General features: G+C 40.7%; 18 protein-coding genes. 6 read left to right on the top strand and 12 right to left on the bottom strand.

Annotation, left to right across the window (positions count from 1 at the left end):
• Positions 1-204: 204 nt before the first annotated feature.
• From fabG to ACXAD1_RS02530, 7 genes are all read right to left on the bottom strand, one after another.
• Positions 205-945 carry a 3-oxoacyl-ACP reductase FabG gene (gene fabG / locus ACXAD1_RS02560; protein WP_474909379.1) on the bottom strand — a complete coding sequence of 247 codons (741 nt, stop codon included), beginning with the start codon at positions 943-945 and terminating at the stop codon, positions 205-207.
• 38 nt (positions 946-983) lie between these two features.
• The gene (locus ACXAD1_RS02555) at positions 984-2,555 is read right to left on the bottom strand and encodes a sodium:solute symporter family protein (RefSeq protein WP_206846096.1); all 1,572 of its coding nucleotides are present in this window, start codon (positions 2,553-2,555) and stop codon (positions 984-986) included.
• A gap of 14 nt (positions 2,556-2,569) precedes the next feature.
• Entirely contained in the window at positions 2,570-2,698 is a 129-nt protein-coding gene (locus tag ACXAD1_RS02550) for a hypothetical protein (RefSeq protein ID WP_268891839.1), read from the bottom strand.
• Positions 2,699-2,701: 3 nt separating this feature from the next.
• Positions 2,702-3,766 (bottom strand): ketopantoate reductase family protein, encoded by a 1,065-nt coding sequence (locus ACXAD1_RS02545; RefSeq protein ID WP_474909378.1) that lies wholly within the window; start codon positions 3,764-3,766, stop codon positions 2,702-2,704.
• A gap of 29 nt (positions 3,767-3,795) precedes the next feature.
• Positions 3,796-4,656: a beta-keto acid cleavage family enzyme gene (locus ACXAD1_RS02540; RefSeq protein WP_206846092.1), complete on the bottom strand. Its 861-nt coding sequence runs from the start codon at positions 4,654-4,656 to the stop codon at positions 3,796-3,798.
• 193 nt (positions 4,657-4,849) lie between these two features.
• A complete protein-coding gene (locus ACXAD1_RS02535; protein WP_474909377.1) occupies positions 4,850-6,397 on the bottom strand; it encodes a sigma-54 interaction domain-containing protein in 1,548 nt (515 codons plus the stop codon).
• Between the two features lie 203 nt (positions 6,398-6,600).
• Positions 6,601-6,765 (bottom strand): hypothetical protein, encoded by a 165-nt coding sequence (locus ACXAD1_RS02530; protein WP_206846086.1) that lies wholly within the window; start codon positions 6,763-6,765, stop codon positions 6,601-6,603.
• Between the two features lie 64 nt (positions 6,766-6,829).
• Between ACXAD1_RS02530 and ACXAD1_RS02525 the strand changes: the two genes are divergently transcribed.
• The 4 genes from ACXAD1_RS02525 to ACXAD1_RS02510 all read left to right on the top strand — a co-directional run bounded on the left by ACXAD1_RS02525 (position 6,830) and on the right by ACXAD1_RS02510 (position 10,277).
• Complete coding sequence (locus tag ACXAD1_RS02525) at positions 6,830-7,018, top strand: hypothetical protein (RefSeq protein ID WP_312886320.1); 189 nt, start codon at positions 6,830-6,832, stop codon at positions 7,016-7,018.
• 39 nt (positions 7,019-7,057) lie between these two features.
• A complete protein-coding gene (locus ACXAD1_RS02520) occupies positions 7,058-7,699 on the top strand; it encodes a pyridoxamine 5'-phosphate oxidase family protein (RefSeq protein ID WP_206846081.1) in 642 nt (213 codons plus the stop codon).
• A gap of 161 nt (positions 7,700-7,860) precedes the next feature.
• The gene (locus ACXAD1_RS02515) at positions 7,861-9,423 is read left to right on the top strand and encodes a histidine kinase N-terminal 7TM domain-containing diguanylate cyclase (RefSeq protein ID WP_474909376.1); all 1,563 of its coding nucleotides are present in this window, start codon (positions 7,861-7,863) and stop codon (positions 9,421-9,423) included.
• Positions 9,420-10,277 (top strand): MBL fold metallo-hydrolase, encoded by an 858-nt coding sequence (locus tag ACXAD1_RS02510; RefSeq protein WP_474909375.1) that lies wholly within the window; start codon positions 9,420-9,422, stop codon positions 10,275-10,277. The genes ACXAD1_RS02515 and ACXAD1_RS02510 overlap by 4 nt, the downstream gene beginning before the upstream one ends.
• A 60-nt stretch (positions 10,278-10,337) precedes the next feature.
• Here ACXAD1_RS02510 and ACXAD1_RS02505 read toward each other — a convergent pair whose 3' ends face one another.
• Both ACXAD1_RS02505 and ACXAD1_RS02500 read right to left on the bottom strand, forming a co-directional pair.
• Positions 10,338-10,940: a hypothetical protein gene (locus ACXAD1_RS02505; RefSeq protein ID WP_474909374.1), complete on the bottom strand. Its 603-nt coding sequence runs from the start codon at positions 10,938-10,940 to the stop codon at positions 10,338-10,340.
• 168 nt (positions 10,941-11,108) lie between these two features.
• Positions 11,109-11,768: an NAD(P)H-binding protein gene (locus ACXAD1_RS02500; RefSeq protein ID WP_474909373.1), complete on the bottom strand. Its 660-nt coding sequence runs from the start codon at positions 11,766-11,768 to the stop codon at positions 11,109-11,111.
• 191 nt (positions 11,769-11,959) lie between these two features.
• Between ACXAD1_RS02500 and ACXAD1_RS02495 the strand changes: the two genes are divergently transcribed.
• Positions 11,960-12,451, top strand: coding sequence for a pyridoxamine 5'-phosphate oxidase family protein (locus ACXAD1_RS02495; protein WP_474909372.1), 492 nt, complete (start codon positions 11,960-11,962; stop codon positions 12,449-12,451).
• 243 nt (positions 12,452-12,694) lie between these two features.
• On the opposite strand, the gene ACXAD1_RS02490 is transcribed toward ACXAD1_RS02495, so the two are convergent.
• Together ACXAD1_RS02490 and ACXAD1_RS02485 are read right to left on the bottom strand one after the other, a co-directional pair.
• Entirely contained in the window at positions 12,695-13,177 is a 483-nt protein-coding gene (locus ACXAD1_RS02490; protein ID WP_474909371.1) for a DinB family protein, read from the bottom strand.
• A gap of 108 nt (positions 13,178-13,285) precedes the next feature.
• On the bottom strand, positions 13,286-13,495 hold the full coding sequence (locus tag ACXAD1_RS02485; protein WP_474909370.1) for a cyclase: 210 nt from the start codon (positions 13,493-13,495) through the stop codon (positions 13,286-13,288).
• A gap of 394 nt (positions 13,496-13,889) precedes the next feature.
• On the opposite strand from ACXAD1_RS02485, the gene ACXAD1_RS02480 reads away from it, so the two are divergent.
• Entirely contained in the window at positions 13,890-14,948 is a 1,059-nt protein-coding gene (locus ACXAD1_RS02480; RefSeq protein WP_474909369.1) for a Ger(x)C family spore germination protein, read from the top strand.
• 236 nt (positions 14,949-15,184) lie between these two features.
• On the opposite strand, the gene ACXAD1_RS02475 is transcribed toward ACXAD1_RS02480, so the two are convergent.
• On the bottom strand, positions 15,185-16,117 hold the full coding sequence (locus tag ACXAD1_RS02475; protein WP_474909368.1) for a D-2-hydroxyacid dehydrogenase: 933 nt from the start codon (positions 16,115-16,117) through the stop codon (positions 15,185-15,187).
• Between the last annotated feature and the right edge of the window lie 68 nt (positions 16,118-16,185).

Genomic DNA, 16,185 nt, shown 5'->3' with positions numbered 1-16,185 from the left:
GACAGAGAGACAGGTTCTTTGTCCTAATAAAGGATCCTGTCCCTAAACAAAGAAAAAAGAGGCATAACCAGACATCACCTCTGCCTGACTATACCTCTATTGATTCTTGCTTCTTTCTAAATAAAACAATGGCTTACCCATTTCAGAACTATCCTCATAAAACTTTTGTGAAACAAGATTTTTCGGGTAGTGTCAGTCACTAAATCAGATAACAAGTCCCCCATCTATACTCAAAATCGCTCCAGCAATAAAACGCGCTTCTTCTGAGGCCAGGAAGGCATAGCCGTTTGCTATGTCTTCCGGTCTGCCCATTTGATTCAAGGGTGATTTTGCTTTCATGATGTCTTTTACCTTATCAGGCAGAACATTGGTCATGTCCGTCTCAATAAATCCGGGGGCAATGGCATTGACTCGAATTCCGGATTTCCCCAATTCCTTCGCCCACGTTTTAGTCATTCCGTTTACTCCCCATTTAGCTGCAGCATAATTGGACTGGCCAAAGTTGCCGTATATTCCCACAACCGAAGAGGCATTAAGAATGACTCCTTCCCCCTGATCTTTCATTATTTTTGCCGCATACTGGCCGACATTGAAAACACCCTTTAGGTTTACATCGATGACATGATCCCACTGGGCCTCTGTCATATTTGTCAGCTGTGCATCTTGAACAATACCGGCATTGTTTATGACAATATCTACACGTCCGTACTGAACTAACGTTTCTTCAAATAACCGACTGACTTCATTCCGATTCGCCACATTGCATACAACATAGATGGCTTCTCCATCGGCTTTTCTAACTTCCTCTGCCCTGTTCATCAGATTCTGCTCATTTAAATCAGCTAAGACTAATTTTGCTCCTTCTTCTGCAAATTTCTTAGCTGTGGCTTCACCGATGCCTTGCCCTGCACCGGTAATGACAGCAACCTTCCCTAATAATTTCATTTTTATGTTCCTTTCATTAAAATCTCTCAATCTCCTATTTATCCCTCAACTGCCTCTTTCGACCCGGAAACCGCCTTTTGGTCATTTTCTTCCGGAGCATAATCATCCTGAATGGCCGAGATAGCCTTTTTGGTCGAGCTGCTTATTTCGCTTTCAAAATAGGGTTCATACGCTTCAAGCGGTGCTTTCTTGCCAATTTTAACCGCAATTAAAACGCTTACAAATGCGGCCGCCAGAGCAATGATAAATGGATTAGTTGCTCCCAATACCTTCGCAATGATATATACCAGGGTACCAACAATGATGTTGGCATATGCACCTGCACTGTTCATGCGCTTCCAATATAATCCTAAATAGACGACAAAGAAGAAAGCTGCGCCAAATCCTCCGTACACATACGTGAATCCCATTGCCAGCAGCACGGGCGGTTTAATCGCGCTCAGTACCGCTAAAACACCAAGTGCCAGAACGGTATATCTTAAATGCTTTTTTGAATTCTCCTCCGTTGTTTTCGATGTGAATATATTTTTGTAAATATCATAGTAAAGCGATGTCCCGCAATGCAGCAGCATGGAATTGGCAGTCGATACGGCTGCCGCACATAAAGCGACTAAAGTTAGTGCTCCCACTAAAGGATGCGCATATTCCGTGATCACCAGCGGCATAATATAATCCGTGGTTTGGCCTGCCGGCAGGCTGGGAATCAATGTTTTCGCACCAAGTCCAATAATGATTAACGGAACGAAAATGGCGATTAGCAAAACGACTGAGATCATCATCTGCATGATGGCTACTTTAATGCTTTTAGGCGCCAGCATTCTTGCTACCCAGTGAGGGGAGACGGCTGCCCCTAGTGAATTGGAAATGAAAATAGAAAAAAGGGCACCCAAGCCAAAGGTTCCGACTGGAGACAATAAAACACCCTTTGATAGACTTTCGCCTCCCACAACAGTTGGGGCAGTTGCAGCCGCCAGAGTATCATAAATATTGGAGAATCCCCCTGCTGCAAACAATACAGCGACAGCCCCTAAAACCACACCCAAAATGATTAAAATGGTGTTCACGGTATCTGTGACAGCAACGGACCAGAAGCCTCCTATACTTGTAAAAAGAAGGAAAACAAGAAAAGCAAAAATGGCTATTTCGTATTTCATGCCTGTAATAGTTGAAAAAACAATTCCAAACCCGACTACCTGCAGATGCGTAAAAACAAAATATCCAACAAGCATAAGTGCCGCAACCAGCGTCCGCAATTGGCTATTCTTTTTTAATGGTTCATACCGGAGATGAATAAATTCAGGGAAAGTTTTTGCCGGCGATTCAGGTCTTCTGACTTTATATGCAACAATCGGAATTAAAGCGGTACCAAAAAACCATCCCGCAACCCATCCTATGATGGCCGCCACTCCCGAACTATATAAATAACCCGGAACCCCCATGACAGAGGCAACACTGACCCATGTTGCAACAGACGTACCAACACCAATAAATAAGCCCATTCGGTGTCCGCCGGTTGTAAAGTCTGACATGGATTCAACATTCTTCAAGCTTTTCAGACATGTCCACACGATAAATAGTAAATAAAATGCAAATACAGCGATATACCACATACTGTCACCACCCCCTATTTAAATAATTTGCCGGAATATCCCCAGCGTTTCACTTTTGATTTTTCGACTTTATAACAAAGAATCGTACCGCAGATCAGTGAAAAAGCGATTGTGGCACCCCAAATCAACAATGCTATAGCCATGGATTATCTCTCCTTTACAAGTTCACTTGGTTTATTTTTCATTACCACATTCAAGGATTCGAAAAAGGGTAAATTTTCAGAAAACAAAGGAACTGATTTCCTATTCTCCGCTTCCGATACCAGCTCGACGACTAAATCGTTAAAAGGAGTTGGAATGCCAAAAGCTTTTCCTTTTTCTGAAACATGGCCATTAATAAAGTCAATCTCAGTCTTTACTTTACGGACTAAATCCTGCAGCATACTCGCTTTAAGATTCCTGTGAGGAGACCAAACCTCATGGTAAAAGCCCATTTTTTCACTAACCTTTTGACCTACCTTCAGTTCCAGGAATTCCATGTCCTTTCCCTGCATATTGGTTAATTGAATCCCTTGCGCATGTGCCACTTTAATGGTTTCATCTGCAATATAAGCTAAACTGGTCATTGCTTCCTTATTTGACAGAACTTCGCCGAACGTACAGCCCAGTGCCGCAGACATTCCGCTGAAGGTTGTGTTCATTAATAACTTTGTCCATTTAATACCGCTAATATTGGACGTGATCTTGCAATAGCCGACATGTTCCAATACTGCTTTTACTTCTGATAAGCGGGACGTGATTCTTCCGTCCGTTTCCCCTATCTCAAATGCATATTTCTTTACAGTCTCCCATTCGGTGGTGAGTTCAGACTCGCCCGGGCCTTTCCATGTCGCTCCAAAGCCAACAGCCCCGCCAATCGTCCTGCTGGCCCCAACAATGGATGCAACATGTTCTTCAGGGATTCCGTTCTGGAGCGTACAGACGATGCTGTTTTTATGCAGATAAGGAAGCAATTGATGGAGAGATTCATAGGTAAATACCTGCTTGGTTAATAGAAATACTAAATCATATGTGCTGCTTATTTGATTTGGTGTCAAGGCATTGACAGGAACCGTCTTATTTATAAATCCTGAAAGCTTTGCACCGGATTGATTCAGCCTATTTACATGACTTTCATTAATATCGATTAAATCTATTTTTTCTCCCCCTTCCGCCATTAGTGCTCCAATGATTGTCCCTAAAGAGCCTGCACCCATAATCGCAATATTCATCTTTATTCCCCCTATTCTTGTCACTTGATCTAGTTTTGGACACCCTTCAGGGATGTAACCAGACTGCCTCTATTCAGCTTATCTATCCCCAAGATTTTTCTGGCCTCAGCTGGAGTGGCAACCTCTCTTCCCAATGTTTGGGCCAGGTTAGCTATTCGTTTCACGAATTGAGCATTCGTTTCTGCTAATTCACCTCTTCGAAAATAGACGCTATCCTCCATTCCAACCCGCACGTGCCCGCCTAATAGAATACTCATCGTATTGATGGTTAACTGATCCTTACTTGCGCCAATTGCCGACCATGTAGAACCTACTGGAATGCTATCTATTAAAAACATCAGGTTTTTAGGAGTTGCCGGCATACCTCCATGCACACCCAGTACGAATTGAAAATGGAATGGATCGTCAATCAATCCCTTTTTAGCAATCCTTAACGTATTGTGAATCATGCCAACATCGAAAATCTCAATTTCCGGCTTGATTTGCCGTTCTTTCGTAACAGCCGCCAATCTTTCAAGGAACTCAGGCGTATTGTGAAAGACACCCGGGCCAAAGTTCATGGTCCCTGCATCAAAGGTAGCCATTTCAGGGTTTAATTCACACACTCTTAATCGATCTTCATCACGATTTCCGATTCCCCCGGCAGTTGTTAAATTTAAAATAATATCGCATTTATCCTGGACCCGGTCGATGACTTCTTTATACGTATCCAGGTTAAGTGTATTTTCTCCCCGATGATCCCTTACATGAATATGGGCAATAGCCGCCCCCTCTTTCCATGACTCATATACAGAATCCGCAATCTCTTTTGGCGATAATGGCACATAAGGCGTATGTTCCCGAGTGGTTTGTGCTCCTGTTGGGGCTACGGTAATAATTAATTTTTCCATTGTGTGATCCCTCTTTCTGCAGAATAATTTTTTCGTTTTCTACAGATGCAATTTCTGTGCCAAAAGCAAAAGTACGATAACATCAGCTATTTCTCTCATCAAGATAAAAAAACTGATGAAATAATTCATCAGTTTTTAAATAATCTGACTATTTCATTTGTATATTAAGCTTTTGTTTTGATGATAAAATTCATCATGAACGATTCCGTTTTTCATCACTTAAGTTAATTCCCAGCCTTTTGGCCTTTTTTACGATAGTAGATTGATCAACTTCTAATATGGCAGCTGCTTTTCTGGTACTTCCATAAAGTTTCAATGCCTTTTCAATTGTCTCTTTTTCAACACTTTCTACAATCTTTTTCAAACTGAGTCCTTCATTTAATGTTTTTGCACCATCCAGCTCAATATTTAATAACTTCTTTGCATGGTCAGCACTAAATCTCTTGAATTTTTCTGAAACGATCACCATTCGTTCTACCACATTTTGCAGCTCTCTTATGTTTCCAGGCCAGTTATACCCTTTAAATACTTCGAATACTTCCTTCTCTAATTGCACTTCTTTACTATATTTTGCATTATAAATGTCCAAATAATGTCTGACTAATATCTCAATGTCTTCTGCCCGTATCCGAAGCGGCGGAATATGAATGGGAAATACATTTAACCTAAAATACAGGTCTTCTCTAAATTTCCCTTCTTTTACAAGCTCGTATAAATCGCAATTGGTTGACGCCAGGATTCGGACATTGAATTTAATCGGCTTTGTCCCGCCTATACGTGTTACTTCTTTTTCCTGAATAATCCTTAATAGCTTCGATTGCAGCTCAATCGGCATCTCCCCAATTTCGTCCAACAGCAAAGTGCCTTTATCAGCCAATTCAAACATGCCGATTTTTCCTTTACTGGATGCGCCGGTAAAAGAGCCGCTTTCATATCCAAACAGCTCCGACTCCAGGAGACTTGCAGGAATGGCTGCACAATTGATCTTGATAAAAGGCTTGCCATGCCTCTCACTATTCATATAAATTTCATTCGCGACAACTTCTTTTCCAACTCCTGTTTCTCCAGTTATTAGGACCGTTACATCCAAATTGGCCACCTGGTGAATCATTTGAATAACAGGTTTCATCTCCTGGCTTTCTCCAATTAAACTTTTGGATGTCTGTAATTTTCTGAGATGTTCAATTTCATATTGATTTTTCAGCTTATCTTTTTCAACCTCTTGCATACGTTTCTCTGAAGCTGCTAATTTTTCTTGCATTTCCACCAAATCCGACATATCCCGATTGATCACAACGACCTTTTTAATATTGCCTTTTTGATCAAAAATGGGATTTCCTGACGTCAGCACTTTAACCCCCGTTCGGATTTCAGCTACCGCATTAATAGGTTTTCTTGTTCTGATAATCTCGGGTGTGATGGCGTTTTTATATAAACCTTCCTTCATCAGATCTCCCACGTATTTATTCAGGACAAGATCAGGAGCCAGGCCGGTTATTCTGCTGTAAGCTTTATTCACATATAACGTCTTTCCATCTCCGTCAGAGATATAAATCCCATCATAAAGTTCATCACAAACCTGTTTATAGTCGCCTTCATTTAACTCTTTGATCTCTTCAAAAATTTTGATGAGTCCTGTTTCGGTCTCCCTTTTATCCAGAGAATGCAGTGGCGAATTTTTAACTGTCTCTATCAGATCTTTTAAAAATTCCTTCGAAGTAAATAGTTTATCTTTTGTCATGACATCCTCACATCCCCCGTTTTCTGATCTTTCTCAATATTCTAATCAAGTTAAACATAATTATAGAATTAAGGAAGACTTATATTCAAGAGAATGGAGGCTATTCCCCTTCCGGTTGATATGGCGATATACGGTTACTGTTTGTCTCCAATCTAAAACTTTGCCGATTAACCTCCTATAAATGGATATTTATGTTAACATATTCATATCTCTTCCATTTTCTTTAATCGATCCAGGATTTCATGATTCAGCTTGATGATATATTCCTGCTCTTTCTTCAATTCGTGCTGTCTGCAGGCAAGGAATACGAAAAAACATACGCACATGATCACGAATAACAGCCAAAATAAATCCCCAAAGAAGTCCATTTACAGCCCCCCAGTGAAAAGATATGGCCATTTTAACACACAGAATTTTATAGAAAAGAAGGCGGTGAGAGTTTTGAAAAAATCGCAGCGGCTTTTATTAAGTCTATTAGCCGTCATTTTGAGTTTTGCCCTATTTGTGATTGGAATAATATTTGCTGAAAAAATGCCTTTCCTGACTGTGCTGGGGATATTGGGGCTTAGCGGGGTTTATTATTTTGTTTTTCGTATTGTTAAAAAATCATCCAGGACATAACACTAAAGATCCCTATACCATTAGAAAAAGGTGAAACCTATGAGTTCAAAATATCCGGATATTATAACTACCAGAGAAGAATTTGCGTCTTTTCGGGAGGAAATTGGCCAGCCCAGTGCGCGTGCTGCCGGCAAAGTTATTACTTTCATCGATGAGCATTGCATTGACTTTATTTCCAAATCACCTTTTTTAACTTTGTCCACTTCAGATTCTGATGGAAAATGTGATGTTTCTCCAAGGGGGGATTCCCCCGGGTTTGTGACGGTTCTTGACGAGCAGCATCTTTTTATTCCGGAACGGCCGGGCAATAAAAGAATGGATTCCGCTCATAATATCATAGAAAATCCCAATATTGGACTCCTTTTTCTCATACCAGGGCTTGGAGAAACGCTAAGAATTAATGGCAAAGCTTATATTTGCCGTTACCCTGAGCTCTTAGAGAAGAGCAAGGTAAAAGGCCGCGCTCCCTTATTTGGAATTTTAGTAGAAGCAGAGGAATGCTTTATCCATTGTGCGAAAGCATTGATCCGATCGGGATTATGGAACGGAGAGTCCTGGCTTGCGAAAGAAGCCCTTCCTTCTGCCCCTGCTATACTGGCAGCTCATTCAAAATTGCCGAATGACACATCCGAACAAGTGAAGAAGGATCTCCAGGATAGTTATAAAAATAGATTGTATTAAGGCAGCCTCTATAAAAGAGCGGCTGTCCGGCTGCTGCAGCACTGAAATGACCTTTCCTGAAACGCAATGAGCCCTATAGTTATTAAAAATATAAAGCTAGTACTATAGAAAAAGGAATTATATAATAGGAGAAAAATATTTTCATTTTGGAGAAAACTCAAATGGGGCACGAATTATGGATGTATATCCTCATTCTCACTTTTTCAGGGGCACTTAGCTTATCGCTTTGTCTCTTTGCACACTTTAAACTAAGGAATGCACCGGGTGCCGGACCTTATAAGATCTTAACACTGCTGTCCGCGATCTTTACCTTTTCCTATGCATTCGAATTGTCGAGCTCCACTTTACCAGAAATTCAATTCTGGCTGGGCATTGAATATTTGTTCATGCCATTCATTCCTGTTTTCACTTTATTGATGTGTCTGGAATATGCCGGACACAAGCTGAGCAGGAGCCTGTATTTTTCCCTGTTCATCATCCCGATTTTGACCATCTTTATGCATCATACCAATAAACTCCATCATTTTTACTACTCAGCAGTCAGGCTGAGAGAGGATACGCCATTTCCCGTGCTGGATCTGGAATATGGATTCTGGTTTTATGTGCACGCCATTTTTCTGTTCATGTGCCTGATGTTCAGTATCATCATCCTGCTTCTGCGATTAAGAAAATCCTTCTGGCGATTCCGGGTGCAAATCCTTTTGATGACCGCCGGACTCTTTGTTCCGATTATGGCCAATCATTATTATCTGAATGACCTGAGCCCCTACGGCATTGATTTAGGCCCTGTATCCATGAGTATTTCCTTCATTCTGCATGGCATAGCGCTCTTCTCATTCCAGATGTTCAATCTCGCCCCAATAGCAAGGGACACGGTTTTTGAAAGCATGAAGGAAGGGGTCATCGTTCTCAATCAGAACGGGGCAATCGTGGATTATAACCAGGCGATGCTGCCTGTTATCCCTGAACTGAAGCAATCTTCCATCGGCAAGCATATCCATGATATTCTGCATGGAAACAGTACGCTTAGAAAAGTGATATGCTCTGGAAAGAATGGGGATTATATGTGGGAAAAAGAGGGGGAACAGGTCCATTTCCAAGTTCAATTTTCACCCGTCCATTCCCTTAACAAAGACCCAATTGGACGAATTATCTCCCTGGCTGATGTAACTGAAAAAGTAAATATGCAGAAAACCCTTAAACGTTTGGCCAGCATAGACAGTTTAACCCAGATTTATAATCGGGCCTATTTTCTAAGTGAGATGGAAATCTCACTTAGCACCCTACATCCAGGTGCTGATGTTTCACTTATTATGTTTGATATTGACCACTTCAAACATGTCAATGATACATATGGCCACGAAGCTGGCGATCTCGTGCTGGTCCAGGTTGCAAGCCTCGTGAAAAACAGCCTTCGAAAACGGGATATCATCGGCAGATTTGGCGGGGAAGAATTCATGATTTATTTGCCTGACACGCCTGCACACGAAGCACACCTGCTGATCGAAGCGGTCCGCCTGGACATTGCCGGGAGCCCAATTGTGGTGGATGACAAAACAATTTCAATCACCTCAAGCTTCGGCCTGTCACATTCCATAATCTCAGCGGATAATCTGGATGGTGCAGCCCAAATCCTATTGAAGCACGCCGACCTCGCACTTTATGATGCAAAAAGGAATGGCAGAAACAATGTACAGCGTTACGGCGAAATGCTTCATGCATGACCCTGATATCGGGAAAGGAGCTGAATGTTTTGTTTGTTAAGAAGAAGGCATCCACTGGAGAAAAAAACGGTGTTTCCTACCTGAATGGCCAAATTAAGTTTCAGGGTGTTTCTTTAAATGTCTATAGCTATTTAACGGATGGAATCTTAATTGACACGGGCGCCCAGTCCTTACATGCATTCTTCGAACCATTTATGGATGAAGGCGATTTTGACCAGGTCATGATCACCCATTTTCATGAAGACCATACAGGCTGCGCAGCATATGCTGAAAAAACGAAGAAACTGCCAATCTTTTTAAACGAAAAATCTATCCGTTCCTGTGCCAAAAGGGCCGATTACCCTTTATACAGGCAGCTCTTTTGGGGAAGAAGAAAGCCATTCAATGCCCAGGTCATGCCTGACTCGTTTTCATCCCGTAAAGCCCAGTGGGATGTCATCGACACCCCTGGCCACGCTTTCGATCATAAAGCCTTCTTAAACCGGGAAACAGGCCAGCTGTTTACTGGCGATTTATTTGTCAGCGAAAAGACCAAGGTCGTTTTAGCAGAAGAAAGCATTCCGGAAATTATCCGCTCACTTGAACGCGTTCTCACTTACGACTTTGAAGATGTATTCTGCAGCCATGCAGGCTATGTAGAAGATGGACGCGCAGCACTCCAGCGAAAGCGTGATTATCTGTTATCCACCCAGGATGACGTATTCGCTCTGCACAAAGAAGGGAATTCAGCAGATGCGATCCGGCAAAAGCTTTTTCCGAAAAAATATCCGATAGTCAAATTTTCAGGCGGGGAATGGGATTCGCGGCATATTGTCACGTCGATATTGGAGGAAAGCAGCACGCGCACACTGTAAGTGAACTCGCCAGGTGGCGAGTTTTTTAATTTGTTTGATCCACTGAGTCACACTTTTTTCTTAATGAGGAACCTTTTCCACCAGTGTAATTTCTTCAACCCTCCACTTTTCCTCCCTGTCATATTGTCCCGGTGCCTTGACCATAACAAATTGGTAATCCTGTTTGACTTCTTCTACTGTTTGATAGGTGAGGCTGATTTTATCTTTTTCGATTCGGAACTCTTTAAGATCAAGAACGGAATTGGGTATCCATTCAAACCCCTCGCCATTGAATATAAACCCGCAATGGCACTTGCCGGATCTTTCTCCTGTATAGTATCCCGATCCATCAATTCTGGCCATAAACGCATTCGCCTCCTCAAATGATTGCACTGCCTTGTAGGATTCAATCGTCTTTATCGCTGCCGAAAATTCCTTATATTCAATAGCAGAACTTAAAGATTCGATTTCCTTCTCCAATTCAGCAGTCTTCTTCCTTGCCTCATCCAGCATCTTAGCATTATTTTCATATTCTTTTTCGAAACTTGCAGCTTTCTCGGCTAATCTATCCTTTTCCTTCCGCAGCTCCTCTGCCGCATTTGAATTATTTACACCGTCCATGATAGCCAAAATGGCAATAATCAATAGAACGGCAAAAGCATAAATTTTGTAGTTTTTTTTCAATCAAATCCCTCCCTTCCCAGCCAGAAATTCTGCTTGCAGTGCCACCCAGTAATTCTTTTTCCAAATATTACCTTTATCTTAACATAAATCCCTGACCATTCTATAAAAAATAACTTTGACCTTTTTCGCCAAAGTTATCAGTAACTTACTCTATGATGCACATATCCATTAATCGATTTTATTCAGCCCTGCACATTCCCAAATCGCTTTGCCTTCCAGCGAAAAGATGCCGTTATCCTTTGTTTTGGCGGCATTGACCATGGCTTCCGCCAATATTTCCGTCGGCAAAGGCTCCTGAGAACGAAGTATTCCAAATTTATTAAACAACTGTATCGCTTTTAATCCGGCAACTTCCATTGTTCTGTCACTATTTTTTCTTATCAATACAGGAGGCTTAAAGATTGATAGCTTTTGAAACCCTAAAGCCTTAACAGCTTCTTCTAACTGACCCTTCATCCTTGTATAAAAAAAGAGAGAATCAGACGAGGAAGAACCCGAAGATACCAATACATAATGACTCACATTGTTTTCTCTGGCAGCTTCCGCAAACTGGTATTGATACTCGTAATCAATTTTCCATTGAGCTTCCTTGCTTCCCGCAGCTTTCAGGGTCGTTCCCAGACAAGAAAACAAAACATCGCCCTTCACTAAATGCTTCCATTGTTCTGTGTGATCAAAGTCAATCACATGCACATTTAATTTTTCATGCCGGATATGAAGATCACGCCTGACAAAAATATCAACCTGATGAAAAGAATCGTCTTTCAGCAATAAATACAGCAAATCCTTACCAGTTGCTCCCGTTGCTCCTATTAATAATGCGTGCATTATTTTCTCCTCGTATTTTATATAGTCTATTTGAAATTATATACCACGTTCGTTCTTTTTTTGTCTTTATTTAAATTACGATCAAGTAATGAGTCCATTTCCTCTTCACTTTGTATAAGTTAAGCCACACCTGAATAAAAGCTGGTGTTAAGGGTAATATATCTCTATAAATCTTTAACGAGGTGATGGAAATGTCTAACATGATGAATCAAGAAGAAATTGAAACATTAAGAGAGTTAATCAAAGACATAGACACGGCCATGCTGACCACGGTAACTGCTGAAGAAGGGCTTGTTTCCCGGCCAATGAAAACACAAGAAGTAGAGTTTGATGGTGACTTATGGTTTTTCACTAAAAAAGAGACTAATAAATATGATGAAATCCTGCATGATCAAGATGTTAACGTGGCATATGCAGGCAAATCCTATGTTTCCGTCCGTGGAAAAGCGGAAATAGTTGAGGATTTAGATAAGAAAAAGGAATTGTGGAGCAAAGCATATGAGCAAATTATGCAAACTTCTTATGATGATCCTAACGTTGTCTTGATAAAAATAAAAGCGGAAGCAGTCGAATATTGGGAAACCGGTAATTTTACGAAGAAAATAGCTTTTCTCTTTAAACGCATGACAGGACAAAGTTCTAAATCGACAGATGTGAATGAAACGGTTGAATTGAATAAATAACAGCAAAAATGGGTTGTCTGCTTATAGGACAATCCATTTTGCTTTGTTGAGTTATGCTGATCCATTTGTTTCTATATGAATCTCTGGTTTTTTTCCAGCTGATTTTTATTTTAGTATATTCCCTTTTAAATATCGAGAGCATAGACTGCCTTTGTCATTCCTTATCAGACTTCGCCTTGCCCCATTTATTTAATAAGAACCTATTTTCACTTGAATCTTTTGCAATTGTTCACCAAAATCTGCTTATTTGTCATTATTCCAGCTCTTTTGCAGTTTCCGGACGTAAATGATTTGACCTATATGGTAGGCATTATGCGTGGAAAGATTCCCAAGTATTGCCCACCACTGTGCATGTACAGGGAAACCCTCAATTTCACATTCCAGTTTTTCTTGGGAGAGTAAATCTTGCCACTGCAGAAGCACCTCTAACAGCTGCTCTTTTAAGTCAGTAAACTTCGTATTTTCCGGTATGATAAAGCTTTCTTTATTATTGCCTAAGGGTGGGACAGCATCTGCGTGAGATTTAAGATACCTCTTTTGCCAGGTTTCATTCCAATAAAGAAGATGCTGTACAATTTCAGCGATGCTATTGCTTTCTTCATTGGGCTTCCAAAACGCATCTTCCTCTGATAAGTTTGCAACTGATTCTGAAAACGGAATGTACCAGCTAGGATCATTTGCATTTGCTGACAATTGATCGGCTAAAACATCTATAGCATGAGACATACTTGCCACGCTCCCTTTGACTATATTTAGGTTAATATTCAGCAACCTTCTTCGCCTTTCCTTTCCCTGGTTTACCAAAGTCTTTCTGCCCGCAGCTTAAATAAAATCTCAATTTCGTTTATGTTCCTCATTAATTATTTTCTTGTTAAGTATCCTAACTTCCCCGACCATAAGCAGCCTCATATCTTCTACTATATACTTCGCCAGCTCTTCATCTGTAATGTCATTACCCTCAAGATCAAGACGAAAGTCCTGTCCCTGCAATCCACCGCCATTAGTAAAATCGATTTCAAAATCGAAAATAACTCTTTTATCCATTTTAGATCCCCCTCATATTAGTTTCGGGTCGTTTATATATATTCTAGTTGAATGAACTATAACCTTCTTTCAGATTGTCTGATCCTTTAGCACAAAAAGTTGTAACCCTTGATCTTCTAAACCTTTATAGAGAATCCAGCCCCCTAAAACATCTGTTTTCATCTAAATCACTAAAACTTCCTTAGTTCAGAAATTTCCTTATTACGAATATTCTCCCACCCAAAGATTAATACTAATTTTGTAATTATATTTGGATAATTCTTCGCAAATTCTGAATTTCCATCTAAATAAGTACTCAAAGAAAAAGCTATTCCACTAAGTGATACTGTTAGGAATAATGGGATTTGTTATATTCCCTGCTGTCATAATTGCCAATAGTAAAGGTGAAATAGAAATGAAAAAGCTTATACTAATATGCCTATCCTTCCTGCTTTCAGGATGTGTGGAAAAAGAAATTATTGATGATATAAATATTGAAGTAGGAGTCGGCTACGATTTAGCAGAGGATGAGAAAGATAAGTATAGAGGAACTGCATTATTCCAGGAATTCCAGCCTGATCAAAGTGTAATTAACAGGACATTTTCCGGAATTGGAAAGATTAGGCAGGACGTACGTCTGGATATTTCTAAGCAAACATCAGAACCAGTAGTCACAGGTGGATTAAAGCTGGCTGTATTCGGACCTGAAATTTCTAAAATAGGGATTTTTGACATAATAGATTCTTTTCAGAGAGATGCAAGTATGGGGGCACGCGTATTTGTTGCAACCGCGGAGGGAAAAACAGAAGACTTGTTAAAAGGAGAGTATGGAACCATGGGAAACGGTACCTATATCTCTAATCTTATTCAACATAATATTGAACATCGAGATGTTCCAATAACCAATTTACATATTTTTTCCCGTGATTACTATCAGGATGGTAAGGATCCCTTCCTGCCCCGCCTAAAGAAAGCCGGAAATGATAAGGTGAAGATAGTTGGAATTAGTCTTTTCCAAAAGGATAAAGAAGTGGCCATCCTCCCTGTAAAGGATATGTTCTATTTTAAATTGCTGGTAGATAAATATAGCGAAGGAAACTTTGATGTTAAGGTAAAAAAGGGAGAACGAGCTGCTATAAAGAGCATAAAATCAAAGAATAAAATCAAAATGACTGATAATCACGCTGCCATAACCATTAATCTCGAAGGAATTATTCGTGAGTTTACGGGAGATATTTTAACCCCACAGATTGTTGGAGAGATAGAAAAGAACCTGGAGAAAAAAATTGAAAAGGAATGCTTAAGATTATTAATACAATTTCAGGATCTCGGAATAGACCCTGTTGGTCTGGGCCAAAAGAAAAAAAACCGGATTCGGAACTTTGACTTTAAAAAGTGGGAAGACGAATACAAAATGTTAGGCTTTGATGTTAAATGCAATGTAGTGATAGAAGAAACAGGCGTTCTTGAATAAGACCTGCTACAATAGTCCGTATTCCCGGCTTATCAGGTTGACAATGATTAGGGAATACTAAAAAGCCCACTTCCCCGTTAATTCAAAGAGAAGTTGGGCTTTTTCATCACTTCATTAAAGCACCCGATTGCTGAACTTTCCAGACTTAAAAAGGGAAGCAGCTGGCTCCATGCATCAACAGGAAGGGGTGGCCATGCTCCCATTCATTGCCGAATCAGTGCTACCTGTCCGGTCTATTAATACCCCTTCATAACATCCACCCTATTAGGTATAGCATCATTATTTTTGATTCTCTTCAATGTATCCAAAAAGCATGCGATCGCTTCATTTAGATCTGTCACTGCTGATATATGAGGAGTGATGACGATATCGTCTCTTTCCCATAGCCCGGAAGTCTCTGGCAGCGGTTCTGTTTCAAGTACATCTAACACAGCGAAACGGACCTTTCTGGAATTGAGCGCTTCAATAAGCGCTTGCTCGTCCACTGTATGGCCTCTGCCGACATTAATAAAGGCAGCTTCGTTTAAATGGCTGAAAAACGTACGGTCAAATAGCTTATTCGTTTCTTTTGTCAAAGGCAATGTGCTGATAATCCAATCTGCCTGTGCAGCCAGTGTGCCTGCAGAGCTGGTTTTCGCGACCTTATGAAAATACTCCTTTTGCCTGCCGCTTTGCGAGACGCCGTAAACAGTGGCCCCAAGACTTGAAAATACCTTCGCAGCCTCCTGCCCAATCTCCCCTGTTCCAAAGATAACAATCGTTTGATCCTTCACCATCTGCGGGGTTTTTGGAGCCCATTTCTTCTCCCTTTGTTTTCCTTCAAAGTAGTGATGATATTGAAGATCCCTTAATACATAGCTTAAACAATACTCGCTTATTCTTTGTCCAAACGAGCAAACAGTTCTGGTTAGAAGAATCTCATACTCCTTCCATCCATCAATTTCCAAATAATTGTTTACACCCGCATTAAAGGAATGTACCCATTTAAGATCGGCAAGGCGGAAGCCGCGACATGGCTTGAAACCGACATAGGCATCCGCCCATGACAAATCCTCTTCTGTAATATCATTATCCTGCTTAAAACGAAAGCTCTGAGATGTTTCAGCTGGCAGCTGTTCCTGGAATTCCTTTTCATAGCTTCCTGCAACCAGTATATTATGTATGTTCATTCGAATTCCCCCATCCTGTTGCTCCTTTGTTTTTGTTTTCATTCTAGCACGGTAACACACATCCTTCA

This window comes from Cytobacillus sp. ABV4_503 (assembly GCF_056158445.1).
The sequence above is the reverse complement of the archived record's forward strand: the minus strand, read 5'-3'. Positions and strand labels throughout refer to the sequence as shown.